The organism is Mucilaginibacter ginsenosidivorax (assembly GCF_007971525.1).
GTDB classification, from domain to species: Bacteria; Bacteroidota; Bacteroidia; order Sphingobacteriales; family Sphingobacteriaceae; genus Mucilaginibacter; species Mucilaginibacter ginsenosidivorax.
In genome coordinates, this window is record NZ_CP042437.1 from 951,496 (window position 1) to 974,165 (window position 22,670).

Below are 22,670 nucleotides of genomic sequence, written 5' to 3' on the forward strand. Positions count from 1 at the left end.
CGCTTTTATAGCGTGCATTAAATGTTAATTAACTTAAATAAGCTAATATGGAATACAATTTACATAAGACTGTAAACTTGTTAAGGGTCTTTAAAATTGCGCTGAGTCAAATATTGATAGCATTAATATTTGTTGGATCGTCATACGCCGGCGTAGCAAAAATCGAAAAAACAAAATTTACAAAAACGAACGAAAAGGGGATCAAAGAAAATGCCCCCATTAAAGTTACAGGGAAGGTTACCGACCAGGCCACCGGCGAAACGCTGGTTGGCGTATCAATACTTATCAAAGGTACAAATGTGGGAGCTGTAACCGATGTGAATGGAAAATTCACAATTACAGCTGCCGAAAATGCGGTATTAGTAGTATCATATATTGGCTATACCACACAAGAGGTACCTGTAGACGGTAAGCCTTTGCTTAACATCAAACTACAATCATCATCCAAAGGTTTGAATGAGGTTGTGGTGGTTGGTTACGGTGTACAAAAGAAAATAACCGTTACCGGTGCGGTTGTCGCCGTTAAAGGTGACGAGCTGGTAAAGTCGCCTGCAACTAACCTTTCAAACTCCATAGCCGGACGTATGGCGGGTGTTACCGCTACTAATCCAGGTGGCGAACCTGGTTATGACGGTTCAACCATCCGGATTCGTGGTACCAATACCTTGGGTAATAGCGACCCGCTTGTGGTAATTGACGGGGTGCCATCGCCAGCCGGTCAGAACACTATTGATCGTATAAACCCGGCAGATGTTGAAAGTATCTCGGTTTTAAAGGATGCATCCGCAGCTATTTATGGCTCCCGGGCAGCAAACGGTGTTATTCTGATCACTACAAAGCACGGTAAATCGGGCAAGCCAGAGATATCGTATACTTATAATCACGGATGGTCGCAGCCAACTGTCCTTCCTAAAATGGCCAATTCAACAGAGTATGCTACTCTGGCAAATGAAATTGACTTATATAACCTGCCATCGCAATATTGGAGCGCCGCTTCCGCTGCGTTTAAAACAACCGGAAGCTTTACCAGGCCCGATAATGGCGCTACTTCTACAGCTTCATTTCAGCCAGCCGACTTTAAAAAATTTGCTGACGGATCTGACCCATGGGGACACCCTAATACCGACTGGTTTAAAGAAACTTTGAAAACCTGGTCTCCACAATCACGCCAAAACATACAATTATCGGGCGGTACAGAAAATATAAAGTACCTTACCTCTATTGGCTATCAAAACCAGGACGGGTATTATAAAAATTCAGCTACCGGTTACAAACAATACGATTTTCGTACGAATATCGATTCCAAGATAAATAAATATGTTAACACCTCGTTTGGCGTATCAGGTCGTCAGGAAAATCGTTTCTTCCCTAACGGAGGAGGTGCCAGTGATATATTCAGGATGCTGATGCGTGGTTATCCTAATAAACCGGCTTACTGGCCAAATGGGTTACCGGGGCCGGATATTGAAAACGGCCAGCAACCCGTGCTGATTACAACTAATCAAACAGGTTACAATAAGGATACGCGCTACTATGTTCAGACCAACGGGAGAATAGAGATAACCGTACCTGGCGTAGACGGATTAAAATTTACAGGAAACGTAGGCCTGGATAAATATATACAGCAAACAAAATCATGGCAAACACCTTGGTTTGTATACAGCTGGGATAACGTGACCAAAGATGCGAGCGGCACCCCTGTACTAACCAAAGTAGCACGCGGCCCGGCTCAGGCAAATCTTAACCAAGGGTCCGAGGATCAGTTTAGCAGCATGCTTGAAGGTATAGTAAGCTATAACCATAGTTTTGGCAGCCACAACGTTGTGTTACTTGCAGGTGTAAACAAGGAAAAGTCAAACTCCAGCTATTTTGGCGCCAACCGTAAATATTACAGCTCAACTGCTCTCGATCAATTATCTGCTGGTGGAAACGCAGAGATAGGTAACTATGGCGGTGCCTGGCAAAAGGCCCGTTTAAGTTACTTCGGCAGGGCTGGATATAACTATAAAGAAAAGTACCTGGCTGAGTTTTTATGGCGGGTGGATGGCTCATACATCTTCCCACCAGATCATCGCTTCGGCTTTTTCCCTGGTATATCAGCCGGTTGGAGAATTTCGGAAGAGGATTTCTTTAAAAACAATATAAAGTTTATTCAAAATTTAAAGCTTCGCGGTTCATGGGGCCAATTAGGTAACGACCAGGCTATTCTACCCGGCACCAGTACGCCGGCCGAATACGCGTTCCTTTCCTTATATAATATCGGCTCGTATATAATTGGTGGCGTGCCCGCACAAACGCTATCTGAAGGCCTGGCACCAAACCCGAACTTTACATGGGAAGTGGCCAATAACAGCGATGTTGCATTAGAGGGTACTACCTTGAATGGAAAATTAGACTTTGTGCTTGAGGCATTTTTAAATAAACGTACCCAAATATTATGGACACAGTCTGGAACTATTCCTGCCACTGGTATACCAGGCAACCTGCTGCCTCCTGTAAATTATGCAAAGGTGAGTAATAAAGGATGGGAGTTTCAGGTAAATTACCATGATAATATTGGCCAGGTACGATATAACGTAGGAGTTACCGGCAGCTATGCTAAAAACAAGATCGACTTATGGAATGAGCCGGGAGGAGTGCCAGTGTGGCAAAGGTCTACCGGCCACCCTATCGGAAGCAACCTTTATTATGTATACACAGGCATATTTGCTACACAGGCTCAAATTGACGCCAATAAAATTGACTACAGCGGTGTTGGTGCCAGTACCCTTCGCCCCGGAGATATGATGTATAAAGACGTAAATGGCGATGGTAAAATTAACGGTGATGACCAGGTAAGGAATGACAAAAACAATCAGCCAACTTTTCAGGGAGGTTTAAGTTTTGGGGTACAGTATAAAAACTTCGATTTAACTGTTTTATTCCAGGGTGCAACGGGCGCACAGCTTTACTTCCAAACCGAGTCGGGAACTATAGGTAACTTCACACAGTACAGTTACGACCATCGCTGGACTGTTGATAACCCAAGTACGGTTTACCCCCGGACTGTTGACCGGAATAACCAATATTTCTCGAACGGAAATACCTATTGGCTGCTTAATATGAACTATGTGAGGCTTAAAAACGTTGAGCTTGGATACACACTGCCATCTTCAATTGGTAAAGTAATTGGCATGAGTAATTTGCGTTTCTATGCAAACGGGCTTAACTTGTTCACGTTAGCAAAGCAGCACATATATGATCCTGAATCAACCAGTTCGGATGGTCACTATTATCCGCAGTCGAGGGTTATCAATTTGGGCGCAAGTATAAAATTTTAATTAGAACGATATGAAAACATTTATAAAAAGTATTTCAACAATCGCGATACTGTCGGGAGTGCTGCTTGCATCATGTAAAAAGGAGTTTTTAAGTACTACACCATTGAACCAGGCATCGTCAGTTACTACCTGGGCAGATCCCAACCTTTCTGAAGCTTTTGTAACGGAGTTGTATAACGGCCTGTATGAAGGGGAGCTTAATCAGGAGAACCTCGATTGCCAAACCGATAATGCGATCTATAACTTTGGAAAAGAGAACATTATGGAGGGCAACATAAGCCCGGCCAGCCTGGGCAACGTACCTCATACCTACGAGTGGGGTTCAATGTACGCCCGGATTAGGTCTGCCAACATCGCATTGGAGCAATTGGCCAAAACCACAATTGACAAAACACTGGCCGACAGGCTAATGGGCGAGGCCTTGTTTATGCGCGCCTACTATTATAACCAGTTGTTGCGTTATTATGGTGGGGTTCCACTTGTAAAATCGTCCTATGCTGCCAGCGCGACTGACTTTACGATTGCCAGGAGCAGCTATTCTGATTGTGTTGATTTTATAGTAGGCGACCTTGACAAAGCCGCGAGCCTGTTGCAAGGTAAATCATTAGCAAAAGGACGTGCCACAAGTGATGCAGCTTTGGCTTTAAAGGCAAGGGTGTTGTTATATGCCGCCAGTCCTTTACATGACATGTCAGACGGATCGGCTGCGAAAGCGAAAATGACCGCACTTGACGGAGCTTTTAAGAATTACGAGTTGTTAGGATATACCACAGCCGACGTTAATGGCCGATGGAAAAAAGCGCAAAGCGCTGCACAGGCAGTGTTGAATTTAGGCTATGGCTATGCGCTTGATTTATCTGCGCCAGCTTCTGCAGCTGACGGTTTTACCAACTATCAAAATTCTTATTTATCAAGAAATGGTGGCGAAAAAGAAATTTTGTTCGCCCGTTATTTCGCCAATGCCAAAGATGAGTGGGGTGCATGGTATGCCCGTAACAATTGTACCAACGGCTACCACGGCTGGACATCGAGCGAGCCTACCCAAAACATGGTAGACGACTATGAGATGATGGACGGCTCAAAATTTGACTGGAGCAAACCAGCTGAAGCAGCCGCACCTTATCAAAACAGGGATCCCCGTTTTTACGCTTCCATTTTATACGACGGTGCGCCATGGAAACCACGTACGCCTGATGGTGCAGGGATAGACCCGTACAATGAGATTCAAATGGGTACCTATCAAACCGGCAGCGCAGGCAGCGGTGCTATTGCTTACTTTGGTTTGGATACCAGGAATGGCCCTATTGAAAACTGGAACGGAACCCGCACCGGATATGCAATCAGGAAATTTATGGATCCTAACCCGGCTATTGTTGATAACAACACCCGCCAGGAGGTACCATCGCCTATGATCAGATACACCGAAGTTGTATTTAACTATGTAGAAACTTGCTTAGCACTGGGCGACGAGGCCACAGCCCGAACCTGGCTTAATAAGATTCGTTTCCGTTCGGGTATGCCGGCCATCACAGACGCAGGCGATGCATTGGTACAACGGTACCGGAACGAACGCAATGTGGAAATGTTGTTTGAAGAGCAGCGGTTTTATGACGCCCGCCGCTGGTTAATCGGTGCGCAAACACTTGGCAATAAAGCAAAAATTGTAAAAATTGTGGGTACTTTAAAGCCAGGAAAATCGGTAAGTGTTTATAGGTACAATACAGATAATTACAGTTACACCTATACGGTACAAGAACTTGACCCAGGAGTTGAAAACCGCACCTGGAAGGACAAAGTTTATTTTCCACCTATTAGCAGAGACGAGATTAATAAAAATAATAAGTTAATTCAAAACCCCGGATATAATTAAAGGGGTATAAAATTCTTATATATTTATCCTAAAGAATGCCGGTGGTAAAATGCCGGCATTCTTTTAAAGTTTTAACCTATAAATTTAAACGGCTTGGTGAACACTTACATTAAATTATTTCCACAACTCCTTTTAACCGGAATTATTGCATTAACAAGTTGCGGGCATCCAACCGAAAATAAAGAGGCAGACGGAACCAACGGCAACACTTTATTCACTTTACTCACCCCCGAACAAACGCACGTTGATTTCAGCAATACGTTAACCGAAGGCTTAAATACCAACGTGTTAATGTATGAATACTTTTATAACGGTGGCGGTGTGGCAACCGGCGATTTAAACGGCGATGGTTTATTGGATATATATTTTACCGGCAACATGACCGATAATAAATTGTACCTGAACAAAGGCCATATGCAGTTTACCGATATTACAACCGCAGCCGATGTAGCCGGCCGGCCCGGTCCCTGGAAAACAGGGGTTACCATGGCCGATGTAAACGGCGATGGCAAGCTGGATATTTATGTTTGCTATTCAGGAAACCTAAAGGCCGACAAACGCCAAAACCAACTGTTTATTAATGTTGGAAATGACAAAGACGGCATTCCGCATTTTACAGAACAGGCACAACAATATGGATTAGCAGATGCAGGGTACAGTACACAGGCCGTTTTTTTTGATTATGACAGGGATGGCGACCTGGATATGTTTTTATTAAACCACAGCCCAATTCAGTTGCCTGTTTTAGATGAGGCAAATACAACAGCTATCTTAAAAAAATCAGATTCGCCAAATGGAGTGCGACTGTATAGAAACGACAATAATGTTTTTAAAAATGTAACCCAACAGGCCGGTATAAGCAGTTCTGATTTAACCTACGGCCTTGGGGCAGGAATAGCCGATATCAATGGCGACGGCTGGCCCGATATCTATATATCTAATGATTACACTATCCCCGATTTCCTTTATATTAACAATGGTGATGGCACTTTCACCAATAAACTACAAACATCTTTAGGGCATACCTCCCAGTTTTCGATGGGAAATAATGTTTCTGACATCAACAACGATGCCTTACCCGATATTTTCACGCTGGATATGCTCCCCGAAGATAATCACAGGCAAAAGCTATTATTTGCACCGGATAATTACGAAAAATTTGGATTAACGCTTCGTACCGGGTTCTATTACCAGTACATGCGCAATATGCTGCAAGTGAATAATGGGAACGGCACCTTCAGCGAGACAGGGCAACTATCGGGCATCTCAAATACCGACTGGAGCTGGGCCCCCCTATTTGCCGATTATGATAACGACGGCTGGAAAGATCTGTTTGTAACCAACGGCTATACCCGCGATTTCACCAACATGGATTTTGTGAAATATATGGGCGATTTTTTGAAAGACAGAAGATTAATGCGTAAGGATATATATACCCTGGTACAGCAAATGCCGTCTTCGCAAGTAAAAAGTTACCTTTTTAAAAACAATGGCAATTTAACCTTTACCAACACCAGCGCTGCCTGGGGTATTACACAATCATCAAACAGTAACGGCGCAGTTTATGCCGACCTTGATAATGACGGAGATTTGGACCTTGTAACCAATAATATTAATCAACCGGCATTTATCTATCAAAATGAATCAGATAAACAAGTAAACAACCACTACCTGCAACTTAAACTAAAGGGTGCGGCTAAAAACACACAGGGTGTGGGGGCGAAAGTTACCATTTATATAAAAAATAAAAAGCAATACCTTGAGCAAATGCCAAGCCGCGGCTTTCAATCAAGCGTTTCGCCAATATTGCATTTCGGGCTGGGTAAGGATCATGAGGTTGATTCATTGCGGATAGTATGGCAACAGGGAAAACAGCAGGTTTTAAAAAACATAAAAGCTAATCAGGAATTAACGCTTGAAGAAAAAAATGCGGTGAACGCCTCTCAGTTACCGGGCCCTATAACGCCTTTTTTCGCAGAAGTGGCTTCTCCCATAAATAATAAACAGGAAAAAAACGCACTTAATGATTTTAAACGGCAACCACTTATGGTAAACCCGCTATCGTTCACAACCCCGTGTATGATAAAAGGCGATGTAAACGCCGACGGACTGGAGGATGTTTACGTAGGTGGCGGTAACGGAAAACCGGGCACTATTTATATACAACAGGCAGATGGTAAATTTGCCGCAAAATTACAGCCAGCATTTGAAGCAGATAAAAAAAGCAACGATGGGGATGCCGTATTCTTTGATGCCAATGGCGATGGTAAACCGGATTTATATGTAGCCTCCGGAGGCTACGATAATTATACAGCTGATGACCCTTTATTACAGGACAGGCTTTATTTAAATGATGGGAAAGGCAATTTCACAAAGGCGAAAGATGCATTACCTACAATGCGCAGCAGTAAAAGTTGCGTAAGAGTTGCCGATATTAATGCCGATGGCCACCCCGACTTATTTGTAGGCGGCAGGGTAATACCCGGCAGGTATCCCGAAACGCCTCAAAGCTATATATTGGTAAATGACGGCAAAGGGCATTTTACCGATGAAACTGCAAAATATAACGCTGCCCTGCAACATATAGGTATGGTAACCGACGCCGCCTGGGTAGATATGAACGGAGATAAAAAGCCCGATTTGGTTTTAGTCGGAGAATGGATGCCGGTAACTGTATTAATAAATGAAGGCGGGAAGCTTGTAAATAATACAAAGGCTTATTTTGATAAGCCCAACAACGGCTGGTGGAACAAAATTATGGTGGCAGATTTTAACCACGACGGACACCCAGACCTTATTGTTGGCAACCAGGGATTAAATACCCAATGCAAAGCCAGCGACAACGAACCGGCAGAAATGTACTTTAAGGATTTTGATGACAATGGCGCGATTGACCCCATACTTTGTTTTTATATTCAGCATCAAAGTTATCCATACGTTTCAAGGGACGAGTTGTTAGAACAACTCAGTATTATGCGCCCGCGTTTCCCTGATTATAAGAGCTATGCCGATGCCACACTTACAGATATTTTCACAGCTTTAGAGTTAAAAGGGGCCGGCCATTTACAGGCCAATAACCTGGCTACTACTCTTTTCTTAAGTGATAGCCAGGGCAGGCTGCATTCATCGTCGTTGCCTTTACAGGCGCAGTATTCACCCGTTTTTACAATAACCGGTCTTGACTATGATCATGATGGCAACCAGGATTTGCTTTTATGCGGTAACATTAACAGGGCCAGGCTCCGTTTAGGCAAATACGACGCCAATTATGGCATTCTGTTGAAAGGCGATGGCAAGGGACATTTTGACTATATCCCTCAACTTCAGTCGGGCTTTAAACTATGGGGAGATGTAAGAAGTGTGATAGAAATTAACCACATTTTATATTTCGGAATTAATCAACAAGGGGTAAAAGCCTATAAAGAGTTTTAATTATATGAGCAGGAAGGCTTTTTTATCAACCATGCTTTTAGCGGCAGCTATTTTATATACCGGCTGCAATAAAAAGCAGGCTCAGCCGGCTTTAACAAGTGCCGATATCACCAAGGTGATTGATCATATGACGGTTATTATGATCCATGATGTAACCAATCCCCCGCTGGCAGCCCGGTTCTTTTCATACACCTGCCTTGCCGGTTACGAAGTTGTATCAGAAAATGACAAAAGTGTTAAAAGCATGCATGGCATTTTAAATGAATACCCCGTTGTAAAAAAACCAGCTTACGCTAAAGGATATGTCTACCAGTTAAGTGCTTTAATAGCCATGATGGAAACTGCCGGAAAGATGCAGCCATCGGGCAGTTTACTGATCAAATACGAAGAGAGTTTTTTGGATTCGTGCAAAAAAATAGGTTTTACTGACGAGGTAATTGACAGTTCAAAACATTACGCGCAGGCTATAAGTAAACAGATACTGGCTTATGCCAAAAAAGACAAATACAACAGGATAAGCAATTATACCAGGTATACCCCACTTGGCAAAGATGGCACCTGGGACCCTACCCCACCAGCTTATATGGCTCCTGTTGAACCTTATTTTAATACCATCCGCCCGCTTACACTTGATTCTGCCTCGCAGTTCCTGCCGGCGCCTCCAATACCTTTTTCAAAAGATAAAAACAGCGCCTTTTATAAATTCATGATGATGAATTATAAAGCAAGCGCAGAAGGATTAACCGCCGAACAGCGAACAATAGCCGGCTTTTGGGACTGCAACCCATTTGCCGTTCAGGATAACGGGCACATGCTGATAGGCTTAAAAAAGATTTCGCCAGGCGCGCATTGGATGGGAATTACCGGCATAGCATGCCGGCAGGCAAAAACCGGATTTTCAAAAGCGATGGAAATTCATACCATGGTAGCAACCGGGTTGCTGGATGGTTTTATATGCTGCTGGGACGACAAGTACCGCACCAACAGGGTACGCCCCGAAACTGCAATACGTAAATATATTGATGTTAACTGGAAACCGTTGCTGCAAACCCCTCCCTTCCCCGAATACATTAGCGGTCACTCTGTAATATCATCAGCATCTGCGGTAATACTTACGCATTATTTTGGCGACAATTTTCATTATACAGATAACGTAGAAGAAAAATATGGCCTTACGCCCCGTAGTTTTAATTCATTTACGCAAGCTGCTACCGAGGCCGGTATGTCGCGGTTTTGGGGAGGTATTCATTTTAAAGATGCTATTGACAATGGCATAATACAAGGCGTTAAGGTTGGGCAATGGGTATTGGCCAAACACAATAACCAGGTACCAAATCATTAAAAGGCATGTTTTTTTTACCTCAACAAATCAATTATAACTTAAACTGCACTATTATAAAATACAAACAGCTTTAATAACACCAATATGAAATTAAAACACCTTATCCTATCTATACTGCTCCTTTTAAATGTCATTAATACAATTGCCCAAACCCATACTTTTACCCTGGGCAATGAATCATTTTTGTTAGATGGCAAGCCTTTCCAGATGATATCGGGCGAGATGCACTACCCCCGCGTACCCCGTCAGGCCTGGCGCTCGCGCATGAAAATGGCCAAAGCAATGGGACTGAATACAATAGGCACCTATGTTTTCTGGAACCTGCACGAGCCGCAAAAAGGCAAATTCGATTTTACCGGGAATAACGATGTAGCGGAGTTTGTAAGGATAGCCCGGGAAGAAGGGCTATGGGTAATATTACGGCCAAGCCCGTATGTGTGTGCCGAATGGGAATTTGGGGGCTACCCGTATTGGCTGCAAAACGAAAAAGGCTTGGAAGTGCGTAGTAAAGAACCCCGGTACCTTAAAGAATACGAAAGTTACATTAAAGAAATAGGCAAACAATTGGCACCGCTGCAAATAAATCATGGTGGCAACATATTGATGGTGCAGATAGAGAATGAGTATGGATCGTACGGTAGTGATAAAGAATATTTATCTATCAATCAAAAATTCTTTAAAGAAGCCGGTTTCGATGGCCTGCTGTACACCTGCGATCCGGCGCCCGATTTGGTAAAAGGCCACTTGCCCGGCCTGCTGCCGGCCGTTAACGGGTTGGATGATCCTGCTAAGGTGAAAAAGATAATCAACGATAACCATGATGGTAAAGGGCCGTATTATATTGCCGAATGGTACCCGGCCTGGTTTGACTGGTGGGGCACCAAACACCATACCGTACCAGCCGAACAGTATGCAGGTCATCTTGATTCTGTTTTGGCGGCAGGCATATCCATAAATATGTACATGTTTCATGGTGGTACAACGCGCGGATTCATGAACGGTGCCAATTATAAAGACGAAACTCCATACGAGCCACAAATCAGCAGTTATGATTACGATGCCCCATTGGACGAGGCAGGTAATGCTACTTCAAAGTTTATGAAATTCAGAGAAGTAATACAAAAACACCTGCCCGCCGGCGTGAAACTGCCTGCTGTACCTGCAGCAAAACCTGCTATGGTTATACCGGCAATTAAATTCGCTCAGTCGGTAAGTTTGTTGAATGCGTTGCCAGCCCCCAAAACAAACATCACTCCGCTTACTTTTGAAGACCTGCGCCAGGATTATGGCTTTGTGTTATACCGAAACATAATTACAGGGGGCAAAGCGGGTGTGCTTAAGCTTAAAGAACTGAGAGATTACGCCGTAGTAATGGTTAACGGTAAAACCGTTGGCACACTTGACCGCCGTTTAAACCAGGATAGTTTAACGCTTACGCTACCTGCCGGTAAAGCAACACTGGATATTTTAGTGGAAAACCTTGGGCGCATAAACTTTGGCAAATACCTGTTGCAAAACAAAAAAGGCATTACCCAAAAGGTGCTTTTTGCCGGCAGCGAAGTGCAGCATTGGAAAATGTATTCATTGCCCTTCGGTAATTTAAATGCGGTTAAGTATGGTACAGCTAAGCACAATTCCCATTCACCGCTCATTAAAAAGGGAAGCTTTAACCTTAACAAGGTTGCGGATACCTACCTCGACCTGAGCAGCTGGGGCAAAGGTGTAGTTTGGGTAAACGGACATAACCTGGGACGGTATTGGAATATCGGCCCGCAACAAACGCTATACCTGCCTGCAGAGTGGCTAAAAAAAGGACACAACGACATTGCCATCCTGGAACTATTAAAACCGGAACAAGATCAATTATCCGGATTGAATAAACCTGTTTTAGATAAGTTACAGCCCTAAAATTCGCAGGCTATAGATATAGCGTTACATCCTGTCCCCTTTATTAAGCCTTAGGAACAAGCACTATTGCAATAATGGGTTAGTTTAAAACTAACAGAATACTAACAAATAAATAAAAAAGCCCTTCCTAATTAAAGGAGGGGCTTTTAGCGTTTTCCCACATGGACTCGAACCACGATTGTCTGAACCAGAATCAGAAGTGCTACCATTACACCATAGGAAAATAACAACCGGGCAGAATTAAACCTGCCTGGTGTGCAAATATAACACGTATGGCTTTATTTAGCAAAAATAGTTACAGGCCGGTTTCAGTATATTTTTTGAAATTATCCAGGATAGCCTGCCAGCCGCCCCTTTGCATTTCAATTGGATTTTGATCTTCCGGGTCAAATGTTTCCGTTACTTTAGTGGTGTCACCATCTCCAACAAATTCAATTTTCACTTTCCGGCCGTCACCAAGTCCATATTCCATCAGGCTATATTGCACTACATTACTGTAAACGCCTTCAAAATCAAAGCTGAAACTTCCATCTTTTGCGGCCATGGTGGTTTTAAACTTGCCGCCTGTTTGCGCGTCATTATCAGCATAAGGCGCGTGCCAATCGTCTGATGCATGACACCATTGGGTAATATGCGCCGGTGCAGTCCATGATTCCCAAACTTTTTCTATGGGTGCGTTTACCGTTGCCTCTACTGTAATAGCCGTTTTGTCTGCTGTTTCCATTTTATATTTTTTTGGTTGATTTACTTTTGATAAAATTAGCAGAATATTTTAAAAAGGAATATGGCTAAATGCGACAATTGTCGGGTGTGAATTACAGGTACAAGTTTGACAAGCAAAATCATTTTAGCAAGACTAACTACAAATCGCCCTTCATAGATTTTGCCCCCACCTTACTGGTTTGCTTTAGCAAAAAACCGGGGGCTACCCTGCTTACAACTTTTAATATTTTAGCAATCCCCGGATATATCTCGTAGTTATCTTTTTGCAAACCTTTAATCGCATCATCAATCAGTTTAACGGGGTCCATCAGCATTTTCCCGTCAAAATTTTCTTCATCGGTAAATTTATCGCTCAAGGTGGTCTTAGCGCCCGGTGCTACTAACTCAAATACTTTTACATGGGTATGCTTCAGTTGTACCCGCAACGATTTTGTATAAGAACGCAGGCCTGCTTTTGTTGCCCCATATATCGGCGAAATTGGAAATGGCGCCATCGCAATCCCCGATGTTACATTCAAAATGGCAGCCGATTGTTGTTTTTTCAACTGCGGCAAAAATTGCTGTACCATACGGATAGGCCCCATTAAATTGATCTCGACTTCGCGTGTGATATCCTGTAGGGTTATCGAAGCATCGTGCAGGATTATCTTGCGCATCTCGCCAGCGTTATTGATCAGGATATTCAGGTCAGGAAAATGTTCTATTACCTGATTGTACAAAGTAATAATTTGTTCCGGGTCGCTCACATCACTTTTAAAGGTATGCACGCCGGGCAATTTAAGTTTTGTTTCATCAAGCCTGGCCCCGTCCCTGCCTGTTATAATTACGGTGTTACCCAGATCAAGCAATCTTTTGGCAAATTCGTAACCGAAACCGCTGGTGCCGCCTGTTATTAATATGGTATTATGCTTAAGTTCCATCTTTTGTTTATTAATAAATATTGATAAACAAAGGTATGGCGGCTATACAAGCCTGGTTTGCATTATTCAATCTATTGTTTACCAGATTCAAACCGGCCATATTTTTCAAAAGTCAAAAAAAAGCTTTAAGCGCAAAATAACCTGTAAGCTATTTATCATATTCAAACCACAAAGGCTGTTTATATCAATTCAATCATTACCTTTACTACAACACGCCACAAAACGTATGCAAGCCATCACCATCGACGAATTTTATAAACAGGTAGGTAAAGACGATGCAGAATCGCTGTTACCGGACGGGATCAATAAAGAAATAGGACATTTTAATATATTCAACCTGGAAGAACTGATTCCCCGCTTTAAAGACGACCCGGGGCATATGCCCTACAATAGGCGGGCTTACTATAAAATAAGCCTGGTGAGGGGGAAAAATATTGCAGAGTATGCAGACAAGGTGATTCACATCGAAAAAAACGCCTTACTTTTTGCTACTCCTAAAATACCCTATAACTGGGTGCCGCAGGATATGGACCAGGCCGGGTACTTCTGCATTTTCACCAGCGACTTTTTAATACAATCAAAAAGTGGGGCTGTGTTAGATGAATTACCCATCTTTCGCCCGGGTGGCTACCCGGTTTTCCAGGTTACCGATACACAGGCCAACGAACTGGAGCTCATGTTTAAAAAAATGCAGCAGGAGATAGGTTCTAATTATTTGTTTAAGTACGATCTTATCCGCAATTATGTAATGGAAGTAATTCATTACGGGCAAAAGCTGGAGCCCTTAACCACCTACAACAGTGCCCATAATGCATCGGCCAGGGTATCTTCCCTGTTCATCGAACTGTTGGAAAGGCAATTCCCGATAGCATCGCCTCAGCAAAAAATAACTTTGCGAACTGCCCGTGATTATGCCGACCGTCTTGCCGTGCACAGTAATCATCTCAATAAAGTATTAAAGGAAAATACCGGCAAAACCACAACCGAGCATATTACCAACCGGCTTATCCAGGAAGCCAAAATCCTGCTCAAACAAACCGATTGGAATATATCAGAAATTGCCTACAGCCTGGGATTTGAACAGCTATCGCACTTTTCAAACTTCTTTAAAAAACAAACATCACTATCGCCAATTGAAATACGGGCAAAAATTGTTTGAAATTGATAAATAGCTGATTGATGATTGCAAACCTGTTACGGATAACGGCACGTAGCTTAGCGCTATAAAAACATCACATCATGACCATCAAATTAATCAGCGGAGCACTTATCTTATTTGCAGCCTTTATGAGCATTAAACACGGCTGGCAGGGACTAACCATGAAACCAAACGCCACCGGCCCCGAAGCAGATTTATTTGGCAAATTAAATTTAAGCCACGCCACGTTAAAAGTAATATCTATTTTGACACTGTTAAGCGGGATACTTATCCTTATACCCCAAACTTTTGTTGCGGGCAACTTACTTAATGCAGCCCTGATATTCTTCCTAATGATAATGTTTTTTTACGTAGGGGAATTTAAAGCCGCTTTAATTGAGATACCTTTTCTGCTTATACCATTAGTGTTGATATATTTGAAATATCCACTTGGATAAATTACTTATGATAAACAAATCATTCATTGGTAGAAAAAAAGCGATTGAAAAGCGATTGAGCGATCATGGCATCAGCGATATTAAAATACAGTACCTGCCTTATCTTGATTTTGATCCAGAAAGCTTAGCAAAACCTTTTGACATTGGCTGCCGGATTATCATTTTGTATGCAGTTTCGATTGCAGCACAGCATGAAAAACATCGTCAAAAAATCATGGACTGGTTAAAAGCTGAGAGCCTATGGGAATATGTTAGTGAACGGGAAACAAAATTGTTTGAAGGAAAAGTTAAAGACAGAAAGGCACTGGTAAATTTTTCATGGCAAATAGAAGCGGCTTATGTATTGGCCTGGTCGCTTGGATTAGTTACTAAACTTTCCGCTTCCTGCCAGCCTATTGACGACGAGGAATTTAATGAATTTGATACCGTTATACCTTCAGTTGGCGAGCCTTTAAATGATTTTTTAACCAAACTGCATTATATCGACGAAACAACCATTATTGACGAAAACCTTTTTAATGAATTGGTTACCACTTACCTGAGAGATATTTATTTCAATGGCAACCCAAACACGTCGACCGTAGACAGCGTCGTTTCTTTCGAAAGACATAAAGCGCTGAACTGGCTTCGCCGCTTCTCCGGAATTGAAGAGTGGGATGAAACAGATACCTCAACCTAAAATTGCGATATGCGATAGCGTTTATATGGTTATTTTGCCCGCATTTTATTCCCTTTTGCCTCATGTGTTACCTCGGCGAGCCCCATTGCTTCCATTAGGGGCGGAATGTACATGCCAAAACGGCCACGTAAACCTTTCTTGAGCCCGTACCAGCCGCCAACAGGATTTTCGGGAGAGCGTCCCCATGCTTCAACGGTACCTTCTTTAGCCGGTTTTTGTTCGTCGGCACTTCCCAGTTCCATCCAATCGCCGTGCTGCTTAAGCATTGCATACAAATCGTCAAGGCAACGGTAATCATACAGCAACACTGTTTTGCCAACGGTGCATACCAAAACTTCTTTACCATCTTTCACGTCTGTGTGCATGGTATATTCTGATGATAGCGGCGGCGTTTTAAGCGCCAACGGGGCTTGTTTAGTACCAATTTGTTCTTTCATCGTATCAAAGCTAAATTAACGTCTGTTTGATATTTTATCAATTGGTTTTAAAGTTAGCAGATAATCAGATACACTCATAAGTTTTGCCCGTATCTTCAGAAAAAGCAGCAAAAAATCTCTAAAAAAAACCGCTTACAATGTAAGCGGCTTCCTGTCTTAATTCTTGATTCTCTTTATTAGGCTTAATCCTCGTTCACAAATGAACGAAGCATCCAGGTGTTTTTTTCATTAAATTGCATAAAGCGGTTAACCATATCGTTGGTACCATCATCGCCGGCTTTGGCTGTGATATCTAATATCTCCCGCTCCTTGGCAATCAGCGCGGCCAGGTCATCAATGATAGCTTTTACCATCAAGGTATCCTTTAATCCTATGGTTTGAATTTCCTTGATCTGCGCGGTTTCAATGTAGTCTTTAAACGTACTGTATGGCGGTTTCCCTAACGAAAGAATCCTTTCAGCCAGTTCATCAATGGTTAGTAAAGCGGCAGTATACAGTTCCTCAAATTTAAGGTGCAATGTAAAAAAACTTGCCCCTTTTACATTCCAGTGGCATCCGCGTAGTTTTTGGTAATGGATGTGGTAATTTGCCAAAAGGTCGTTTAAATGATCGACAACGGGCTTTACTTTTGATTCTTCCAAGCTAATTTGTTCAGCATTCATAGTAGTGGTGATTTAGTGCTTTTAACATTACCACAACGGCAATGTTTGGTAAAATTACCACTGTTTTGAAGATATTAAGCATATTTACACACTTTATGACAAAGTTGCTACCGTTCATTCAACATCAATGTAAATGGCCCGTATGGCGTATGGAAATTGATGAGCTGAGTAATATTATATTCCTGGAGGTGCGCAACGGTGCGGACAAGCTGGTATCGTTTACATCGATCGGTTTAGATAACGGCATGGTAAATTTTGACGGCCTTACAACGCCCGAGCGATGGCTTACGGGTATCGAGACGGCGTTTGACGGGGTGTTTGTTCTGCACAACTATCAGTCAGAAAAAGGGCCGGCACATAAAGGGTTAACAGCCATTGACGGGCACACCGGAAAAACCTTGTGGAGCAATTACAACCTGGCATTTGATTACCTGTCGGTAAATGGCCCGGTGGTTTACAATACACAGATACAGCCTAAAAAACTTTTTCTGGCGGATATCAAAACCGGCGAAACGGTTAGAAACTATCAGCCTATTATTGATGAAGTTTTAAACAACCGTATTTTAAGCCCGCAGGTGTTACCGGTGCAGGCGTTTAAAAGTTTGCCTGACGGTGTTGAAGCCTACGGAAATACCGTGGATTACCTTGAACACAATAATTTTAGAATTGTATCTTTGCACACGTTTTTGGATGGGCAACTGAAGCAAGTCCTTTATATTTTTGACGATGAAGGTGATACGGTTTATCACGATTTGTTGCAAACCGATATACAAAAATTGCAGCCCGAGGCGTTTGTAGTACATAATAATAAACTGATCTACCTTAAAAACAGGTCGGTATTAATCGTTTTAAATTTACAAAATACTGTATTATAACATATTATGAAATTAAAGGTCCTTTTATTGATCGCTCCCGTACTAACCATTTCTGTCTCCGTTTTTGCAAGCACTGCTAAAGATTCTATCGGCGTTGAAAATCAGAATGGTAAAAAAATCATCCTCCACAAATTAGATCCTAAAGACAATTACTACTCTATAGGCAGGCGCTATAAAGTAAGCCCAAAAGCCATTATCCAGTTTAATAACAACGCCCCGCTTAAAATTGGCGGCACCATTAAAGTACCTACCGACCTGCCGTTTGATGAAACGCAGGCAGTTACTACAGCACAGCCTGCAAAACCGGCTGTTCAACCAGTGGTAGTACAGCAAAAGCCCCAGGTTCAGCCCCCTGTTGCCAAAACGCCAACTGTAGTTCAACAACCGGTTGCACAGCCACAGCCGGTAGTTCAGCAACCCGTTGCAGCAGCGCCAAAACCAGCTACACCCGCACCACCAACAACACAGCCATCCGCAGCTGTAAATATGGATAATGTACAACAGTACAAGGTATCGGCAGGCGAAACGATTTACTCCATAGCCAAAAGGTTCAATACTTCAGTTGAGGATATCAGAAATTTAAACAACTTAAGTTCGGATGACCTAAAAGCCGATCAGATCATCAAAGTTCGCACCGGTATGCCACCGGAAGAACGTACGGTTGCCAAGCAGGATGTATTGAAAACCGATTCGGCAAACATGCCCATTGACAGCGCCGACGCAAAATTTAAAGCCAACCGCTTTGGCTTATATGAAAAAAATGAAAAAGGTGTAGCCACCTGGATAGATGACACCAGCCTTGACCCTAAAAAGGAGCTGGTTTTACACCGCACCGCGCCAATAGGCACGGTTATTAAAATTACCAACCCAATGAATAACCATACTACTTATGCTAAAGTAGTGGGCCGTTTCACCGATAGCGAGGCTACCAAAAATGTGCTCATTGTAATGACCAAAAATACTGCCGATGCTTTAGGCGCCTTAGATAAACGCATTAACGTAAATATCAGCTACGGAAGCCCGAATGAATAAACCTTATATTATTGGAATTGCCGGTGGAAGCGGATCTGGCAAAACTTTTTTTTTGAAATGTTTCCTGGAGCATTTTACTGCCGATGAAGTATCCCTGGTGTCGCAGGATGACTACTATATCCCCGTGGCACACAACATGACCAAGGAGGAAAACAAGCTGTACAACTTTGATTTACCCTCGACTATAGATGACCGACATTTTCATGACGATATTGGCAAGCTTTTAAATAAAGAGCCCGTGATTAAGCATGAGTATACTTTTAATAACCCCGATGCCATCTCAAAGGTGTTGGAAATAAAGCCTGCCCCAATCCTGATAGTAGAAGGCCTGTTTATACTGCACTTTAAAGAAATTGCCGGCATGCTGGATATGAAAATTTTTATAGAGGCCGAAAACGACATAGCCCTGCAGCGCCGCCTTAAACGCGATTTGCTGGAACGTGGCTACTCCCACGATGATGTGATGTACAAATGGGTAAACCATGTGGTACCAGCCTATAAAGAGTTCCTGTTACCCTACAAAGATGAATGTGATAGGGTGATAACCAACAACACACACATTGCAGATGATATCATCGCGGTAACTGAAGAAATATCAGCTGATTTGAGAGAAAAACTATTTTGATTTGAGGATTTGAAAATTTGAGAATTTGAAAATGATTAACAGATTATTTCAAACATTTTCAAATCTTCAAATTTTCAAATCCTCAAATTATTTAGCTTCCTATAATTTTCCTGGTTTCGTTGTGGTAATCAGTTTTAGTAATTACACCGGCCCTGAATAAGTTTCTCAGCTTTGTGAGTTCGGCTTCTATTTTAGGGCAGCAGTTGTGGGTATTAAGTTTATAGGAGCGTAGTGGGTCTTTATCGGTGCGGAGCGCCCACACTAACGAAATTATCCAGGCTATCACAGTCCAGCCTAAAAGCACGTTCAACAGTAGCACTGATAAAAAGTTATTTTTTTCCCTGGCCATTATAGATGGCAGCAGATAAACAGGCATTGTAATGGATAACAAAATAAAAATTAGTATCAGTTCTGGATAATCTATCATAACTTAATTTAATATTGTCATTTATACGCAATAACTTACCTGTAAGATGCAAATAATTTTCTATTAATGCCATACCTCATTATAGGTATTTTTTTTAAACCACAATTTCCGGCACCTCCCCTTCTATAATTAACTCCCCGGCAGTCGCTTTTATTATCTCTTCTACTGTTACGCCAGGTGCCCGCTCCAACAATTTAAAGCCACCCTGCGGCAAAACGTCAAATACGCCCAATTCGGTTACTATCTTTTTTACACAGTGCACGCCGGTTAATGGCAAGGTGCACTTAGGTAATAACTTCGATTCGCCCGCTTTGTTTACTTGCTGCATAGCTACAATGATATTTTCTGCCGATGCCACCAGGTCCATAGCGCCGCCCATGCCTTTCACCATTTTACCGGGAATTTTCCAGTTAGCTATATCCCCATTTTCGGATACTTCCATGGCGCCAAGTATAGTCAGGTTAACCTTCCTGGCCCTGATCATCCCGAAACTCATAGCCGAATCAAAAATTGACGAACCCGGCAACATTGTAATGGTTTGCTTACCCGCATTAATTACATCCGGGTCTTCCTCTCCTTCAAACGGAAAAGGCCCCATCCCTAATAATCCGTTCTCCGATTGTAAAACTACGTCCATGGTTTCGGGGATGTAATTGGCCACTAATGTTGGGATACCTATACCAAGGTTAACATAGTAACCGTCTTTTATTTCTTTGGCGATGCGTTTGGCGATGCCGTTTTTATCTAACATACAATTAATTTGAGGATTTGAAAATTTGAGGATTTGAAGATGAATTTAATTTTCATACTACCCATTTTTTGCACTCGCTATAATTTTTGATACTATTTTATTGATCACCTTCAACTTCTCAATCAATGACATACTAAATGGATAACCCTTGGAAAACTGGCAAAGCAATAGGAAATACTCAGTCTCGTCGGCTTCCTTGGCAGCTATTTTAAATTTGTGTATAAAATCATTTTTGCTTTCTGCGTTTTGTGCCTCGCGTACATTAGCCCCAATTGATGTCCCGGATCTGATAATTTGTTTCGCAATAGCGAATTTCCTATTGGCTTCCAACTCCTCTGAAAACTCTATAATATCAAGTGCAAACTCAAAAGTCAATTTAACAATCAGGTTTTCTTTATCGTCTCTCATTAAAATATTATTCTACCAATTTTTATTCATTTTCAAATCTTCAAATTCTCAAATTTTCAAATTAACCTCACTGTCCTATGTTCAATCCGTTTTTCGTAATCTTTCCCCTGAAAAATCCGGTGAACGTAAATTCCTGGCGTATGGATATGATCGGGGTCCAGCTGTCCTGGTTCAACAAGTTCCTCTACTTCGGCAATGGTTATCTTGCCGGCCATGGCCATAACTGGGTTAAAATTCCGGGCGGTTGATTTATAGATGAGGTTGCCCATGGTATCACCTTTCCAGGCTTTTACAATGGCAAAATCGGCATCGAAGGCCATCTCCATCAGGTAATCTTTACCATTAAAATTGCGCACTTCTTTGCCTATAGCTACCTCGGTACCTACTCCAGCCGGGGTAAAAATAGCGGGCATGCCGTACCCCGCAGCCATACAGCGGGTTGCCAGGGTGCCCTGGGGTATCAATTCTACCTCCAGTTCGCCGCTCAACAGCTGATGTTCAAATTCAGCATTTTCTCCTACGTATGATGAAATCATTTTTTTTACCTGGCGTTGCTGCAGCATCAGGCCGATGCCAAAATCATCAACGCCGGCATTATTACTAATACAAGTAAGCTGCTTTATTCCTTTTTTTACCAGTGCGGCTATACATTTTTCGGGTAATCCGCATAAACCAAAACCACCCAGCATCAGGGTCATACCATCCCGGATGTCGCGGATGGCCTCATCGGCATCACTAACTACTTTGTTCATGTTTTATAATTGGTTATTTCAAAACTACTGATAAGAGTCAAGAATCAAGAGTCAGGAATCAAGATTTTTTAATTGGCGTTCACCGACGATAAATTATTCTTCCACCATATTGAAGCTGTCTTAAATCTTGCTCTTTAACTTTCGACCTTCAACTCTATCTCAATAATTAAAAAATTAAAACAATTAGAAAATTCAAATATTATAATTATGCATCAACACATAAAACCTATGGAATTAAAAGACACCGGGTTTGGTGAAAGTAATAACTTACCAAACGAACAAACGCCAAATAAACCTAACGCATATCGCGTAGATGACGATGATAACCTGACGGAAGAAAACCTGCAGCATGGCTACCCGACTTCAAAAGACAACATGAAAAGGCAAGATGCTCCGGGTATGGAAGGCCGCGGCATGGGCGGGCAAAGTTTTGGCGAAAACAACCTGACCCCATCGGGTGATGATCCGGCCAACCCATCGCAAAACGCTGGTTATAACAATGAGTATTTCCGCCGCACGCAGCCATCTGAAGAGCACCCGGAGAATAATAATTTTAAGGATCTCAACCAGTCAGGGTATTCCGATTACAATGCGGCTACAGGTAGTCAGGGTAACGGCGAAAATGCCGGCAGCGAGAAAGACGAAAAACCAGATGAATCGCAGCAACAATACCAGGAAGGTACTGCCGATGATGACGGTCAAGGCCAAAACAAACAGGCAAACATTCCCGGACCAAATGAGGTTCCAGATCAGCAGAAAGTTGGTGAATAAAAATAGATATGCATATCTACAGATTTCAGATGTGCAGATGTTTTCTGAACTCGGATTTTTCAGATTAAAGGATTTACAAGAAAGGTGGTTTTATAAATCAAAATCTAAAAAATCCGGTAAATCTTGTTAACCAAGTTCGG

At 42.4% G+C, this 22,670-nt stretch carries 20 protein-coding genes; 12 read left to right on the top strand and 8 right to left on the bottom strand.

What is annotated here, in order from left to right:
• Positions 1-47 precede the first annotated feature (47 nt).
• The 5 genes from FSB76_RS03860 to FSB76_RS03880 all read left to right on the top strand — a co-directional run bounded on the left by FSB76_RS03860 (position 48) and on the right by FSB76_RS03880 (position 11,872).
• Positions 48-3,320: a SusC/RagA family TonB-linked outer membrane protein gene (locus FSB76_RS03860; RefSeq protein WP_147052278.1), complete on the top strand. Its 3,273-nt coding sequence runs from the start codon at positions 48-50 to the stop codon at positions 3,318-3,320.
• 10 nt (positions 3,321-3,330) lie between these two features.
• Entirely contained in the window at positions 3,331-5,190 is a 1,860-nt protein-coding gene (locus FSB76_RS03865) for a RagB/SusD family nutrient uptake outer membrane protein (RefSeq protein WP_147052279.1), read from the top strand.
• Between the two features lie 96 nt (positions 5,191-5,286).
• Positions 5,287-8,622 (top strand): VCBS repeat-containing protein, encoded by a 3,336-nt coding sequence (locus FSB76_RS03870; RefSeq protein ID WP_225976411.1) that lies wholly within the window; start codon positions 5,287-5,289, stop codon positions 8,620-8,622.
• 4 nt (positions 8,623-8,626) lie between these two features.
• Positions 8,627-9,964 (top strand): vanadium-dependent haloperoxidase, encoded by a 1,338-nt coding sequence (locus tag FSB76_RS03875; protein ID WP_225976412.1) that lies wholly within the window; start codon positions 8,627-8,629, stop codon positions 9,962-9,964.
• Positions 9,965-10,048: 84 nt separating this feature from the next.
• Complete coding sequence (locus tag FSB76_RS03880) at positions 10,049-11,872, top strand: glycoside hydrolase family 35 protein (RefSeq protein WP_147052280.1); 1,824 nt, start codon at positions 10,049-10,051, stop codon at positions 11,870-11,872.
• A gap of 295 nt (positions 11,873-12,167) precedes the next feature.
• Here the strand turns inward: FSB76_RS03880 and FSB76_RS03890 are convergent, their stop codons facing one another.
• Both FSB76_RS03890 and FSB76_RS03895 read right to left on the bottom strand, forming a co-directional pair.
• Entirely contained in the window at positions 12,168-12,596 is a 429-nt protein-coding gene (locus FSB76_RS03890) for an SRPBCC family protein (protein WP_147052281.1), read from the bottom strand.
• A 136-nt stretch (positions 12,597-12,732) separates the two neighbouring features.
• On the bottom strand, positions 12,733-13,515 hold the full coding sequence (locus tag FSB76_RS03895) for an SDR family oxidoreductase (RefSeq protein WP_147052282.1): 783 nt from the start codon (positions 13,513-13,515) through the stop codon (positions 12,733-12,735).
• Positions 13,516-13,741: 226 nt separating this feature from the next.
• Here FSB76_RS03895 and FSB76_RS03900 point away from each other — a divergent pair, with 226 nt between their 5' ends.
• The 3 genes from FSB76_RS03900 to FSB76_RS03910 all read left to right on the top strand — a co-directional run bounded on the left by FSB76_RS03900 (position 13,742) and on the right by FSB76_RS03910 (position 15,790).
• Entirely contained in the window at positions 13,742-14,674 is a 933-nt protein-coding gene (locus tag FSB76_RS03900) for a helix-turn-helix domain-containing protein (protein ID WP_147052283.1), read from the top strand.
• A gap of 80 nt (positions 14,675-14,754) precedes the next feature.
• On the top strand, positions 14,755-15,111 hold the full coding sequence (locus tag FSB76_RS03905) for a hypothetical protein (protein ID WP_147052284.1): 357 nt from the start codon (positions 14,755-14,757) through the stop codon (positions 15,109-15,111).
• A 7-nt stretch (positions 15,112-15,118) separates the two neighbouring features.
• Positions 15,119-15,790 carry a DUF4272 domain-containing protein gene (locus FSB76_RS03910; RefSeq protein ID WP_147052285.1) on the top strand — a complete coding sequence of 224 codons (672 nt, stop codon included), beginning with the start codon at positions 15,119-15,121 and terminating at the stop codon, positions 15,788-15,790.
• 29 nt (positions 15,791-15,819) lie between these two features.
• Here the strand turns inward: FSB76_RS03910 and FSB76_RS03915 are convergent, their stop codons facing one another.
• Together FSB76_RS03915 and FSB76_RS03920 are read right to left on the bottom strand one after the other, a co-directional pair.
• On the bottom strand, positions 15,820-16,227 hold the full coding sequence (locus FSB76_RS03915; RefSeq protein WP_147052286.1) for a DUF6855 family protein: 408 nt from the start codon (positions 16,225-16,227) through the stop codon (positions 15,820-15,822).
• Positions 16,228-16,409: 182 nt separating this feature from the next.
• Entirely contained in the window at positions 16,410-16,889 is a 480-nt protein-coding gene (locus FSB76_RS03920; protein ID WP_147052287.1) for a Dps family protein, read from the bottom strand.
• Positions 16,890-16,984: 95 nt separating this feature from the next.
• Here FSB76_RS03920 and FSB76_RS03925 point away from each other — a divergent pair, with 95 nt between their 5' ends.
• From FSB76_RS03925 to FSB76_RS03935, 3 genes are read left to right on the top strand one after another with little or no spacing between them, the layout of a single operon-like run.
• Positions 16,985-17,764 carry a DUF4905 domain-containing protein gene (locus FSB76_RS03925; RefSeq protein ID WP_158642834.1) on the top strand — a complete coding sequence of 260 codons (780 nt, stop codon included), beginning with the start codon at positions 16,985-16,987 and terminating at the stop codon, positions 17,762-17,764.
• Between the two features lie 6 nt (positions 17,765-17,770).
• Positions 17,771-18,796 (top strand): LysM peptidoglycan-binding domain-containing protein, encoded by a 1,026-nt coding sequence (locus FSB76_RS03930; protein WP_147052289.1) that lies wholly within the window; start codon positions 17,771-17,773, stop codon positions 18,794-18,796.
• Positions 18,789-19,421 (top strand): uridine kinase family protein, encoded by a 633-nt coding sequence (locus FSB76_RS03935; RefSeq protein ID WP_147052290.1) that lies wholly within the window; start codon positions 18,789-18,791, stop codon positions 19,419-19,421. Before FSB76_RS03930 ends, FSB76_RS03935 begins: the two co-directional genes overlap by 8 nt.
• 91 nt (positions 19,422-19,512) lie before the next feature.
• On the opposite strand, the gene FSB76_RS03940 is transcribed toward FSB76_RS03935, so the two are convergent.
• From FSB76_RS03940 to FSB76_RS03955, 4 genes are all read right to left on the bottom strand, one after another.
• Positions 19,513-19,848 (bottom strand): superinfection immunity protein, encoded by a 336-nt coding sequence (locus FSB76_RS03940; RefSeq protein WP_147052291.1) that lies wholly within the window; start codon positions 19,846-19,848, stop codon positions 19,513-19,515.
• A gap of 94 nt (positions 19,849-19,942) precedes the next feature.
• Entirely contained in the window at positions 19,943-20,599 is a 657-nt protein-coding gene (locus tag FSB76_RS03945; protein WP_147052292.1) for a 3-oxoacid CoA-transferase subunit B, read from the bottom strand.
• 57 nt (positions 20,600-20,656) lie between these two features.
• The gene (locus FSB76_RS03950) at positions 20,657-21,007 is read right to left on the bottom strand and encodes a four helix bundle protein (protein WP_147052293.1); all 351 of its coding nucleotides are present in this window, start codon (positions 21,005-21,007) and stop codon (positions 20,657-20,659) included.
• Between the two features lie 56 nt (positions 21,008-21,063).
• Positions 21,064-21,759 (bottom strand): CoA transferase subunit A, encoded by a 696-nt coding sequence (locus FSB76_RS03955; protein ID WP_147052294.1) that lies wholly within the window; start codon positions 21,757-21,759, stop codon positions 21,064-21,066.
• 228 nt (positions 21,760-21,987) lie between these two features.
• Between FSB76_RS03955 and FSB76_RS03960 the strand changes: the two genes are divergently transcribed.
• On the top strand, positions 21,988-22,530 hold the full coding sequence (locus tag FSB76_RS03960) for a hypothetical protein (RefSeq protein WP_147052295.1): 543 nt from the start codon (positions 21,988-21,990) through the stop codon (positions 22,528-22,530).
• The last annotated feature ends 140 nt before the right edge of the window (positions 22,531-22,670 follow it).

Bases quoted from the DNA above. Each gene is read 5' to 3' on its own strand.
- FSB76_RS03900 (WP_147052283.1), top strand. From the start codon at position 13,742: ATGCAAGCCATCACCATCGACGAATTTTATAAACAGGTAGGTAAAGAC.
- FSB76_RS03880 (WP_147052280.1), top strand. From the start codon at position 10,049: ATGAAATTAAAACACCTTATCCTATCTATACTGCTCCTTTTAAATGTC.
- FSB76_RS03915 (WP_147052286.1), bottom strand. From the start codon at position 16,227: ATGAAAGAACAAATTGGTACTAAACAAGCCCCGTTGGCGCTTAAAACG.
- FSB76_RS03890 (WP_147052281.1), bottom strand. From the start codon at position 12,596: ATGGAAACAGCAGACAAAACGGCTATTACAGTAGAGGCAACGGTAAAC.
- FSB76_RS03875 (WP_225976412.1), top strand. From the start codon at position 8,627: ATGAGCAGGAAGGCTTTTTTATCAACCATGCTTTTAGCGGCAGCTATT.
- FSB76_RS03920 (WP_147052287.1), bottom strand. From the start codon at position 16,889: ATGAATGCTGAACAAATTAGCTTGGAAGAATCAAAAGTAAAGCCCGTT.
- FSB76_RS03955 (WP_147052294.1), bottom strand. From the start codon at position 21,759: ATGAACAAAGTAGTTAGTGATGCCGATGAGGCCATCCGCGACATCCGG.
- FSB76_RS03935 (WP_147052290.1), top strand. From the start codon at position 18,789: ATGAATAAACCTTATATTATTGGAATTGCCGGTGGAAGCGGATCTGGC.
- FSB76_RS03960 (WP_147052295.1), top strand. From the start codon at position 21,988: ATGGAATTAAAAGACACCGGGTTTGGTGAAAGTAATAACTTACCAAAC.
- FSB76_RS03865 (WP_147052279.1), top strand. From the start codon at position 3,331: ATGAAAACATTTATAAAAAGTATTTCAACAATCGCGATACTGTCGGGA.
- FSB76_RS03940 (WP_147052291.1), bottom strand. From the start codon at position 19,848: ATGATAGATTATCCAGAACTGATACTAATTTTTATTTTGTTATCCATT.
- FSB76_RS03930 (WP_147052289.1), top strand. From the start codon at position 17,771: ATGAAATTAAAGGTCCTTTTATTGATCGCTCCCGTACTAACCATTTCT.
- FSB76_RS03860 (WP_147052278.1), top strand. From the start codon at position 48: ATGGAATACAATTTACATAAGACTGTAAACTTGTTAAGGGTCTTTAAA.
- FSB76_RS03910 (WP_147052285.1), top strand. From the start codon at position 15,119: ATGATAAACAAATCATTCATTGGTAGAAAAAAAGCGATTGAAAAGCGA.
- FSB76_RS03945 (WP_147052292.1), bottom strand. From the start codon at position 20,599: ATGTTAGATAAAAACGGCATCGCCAAACGCATCGCCAAAGAAATAAAA.
- FSB76_RS03905 (WP_147052284.1), top strand. From the start codon at position 14,755: ATGACCATCAAATTAATCAGCGGAGCACTTATCTTATTTGCAGCCTTT.
- FSB76_RS03950 (WP_147052293.1), bottom strand. From the start codon at position 21,007: ATGAGAGACGATAAAGAAAACCTGATTGTTAAATTGACTTTTGAGTTT.
- FSB76_RS03925 (WP_158642834.1), top strand. From the start codon at position 16,985: ATGACAAAGTTGCTACCGTTCATTCAACATCAATGTAAATGGCCCGTA.
- FSB76_RS03895 (WP_147052282.1), bottom strand. From the start codon at position 13,515: ATGGAACTTAAGCATAATACCATATTAATAACAGGCGGCACCAGCGGT.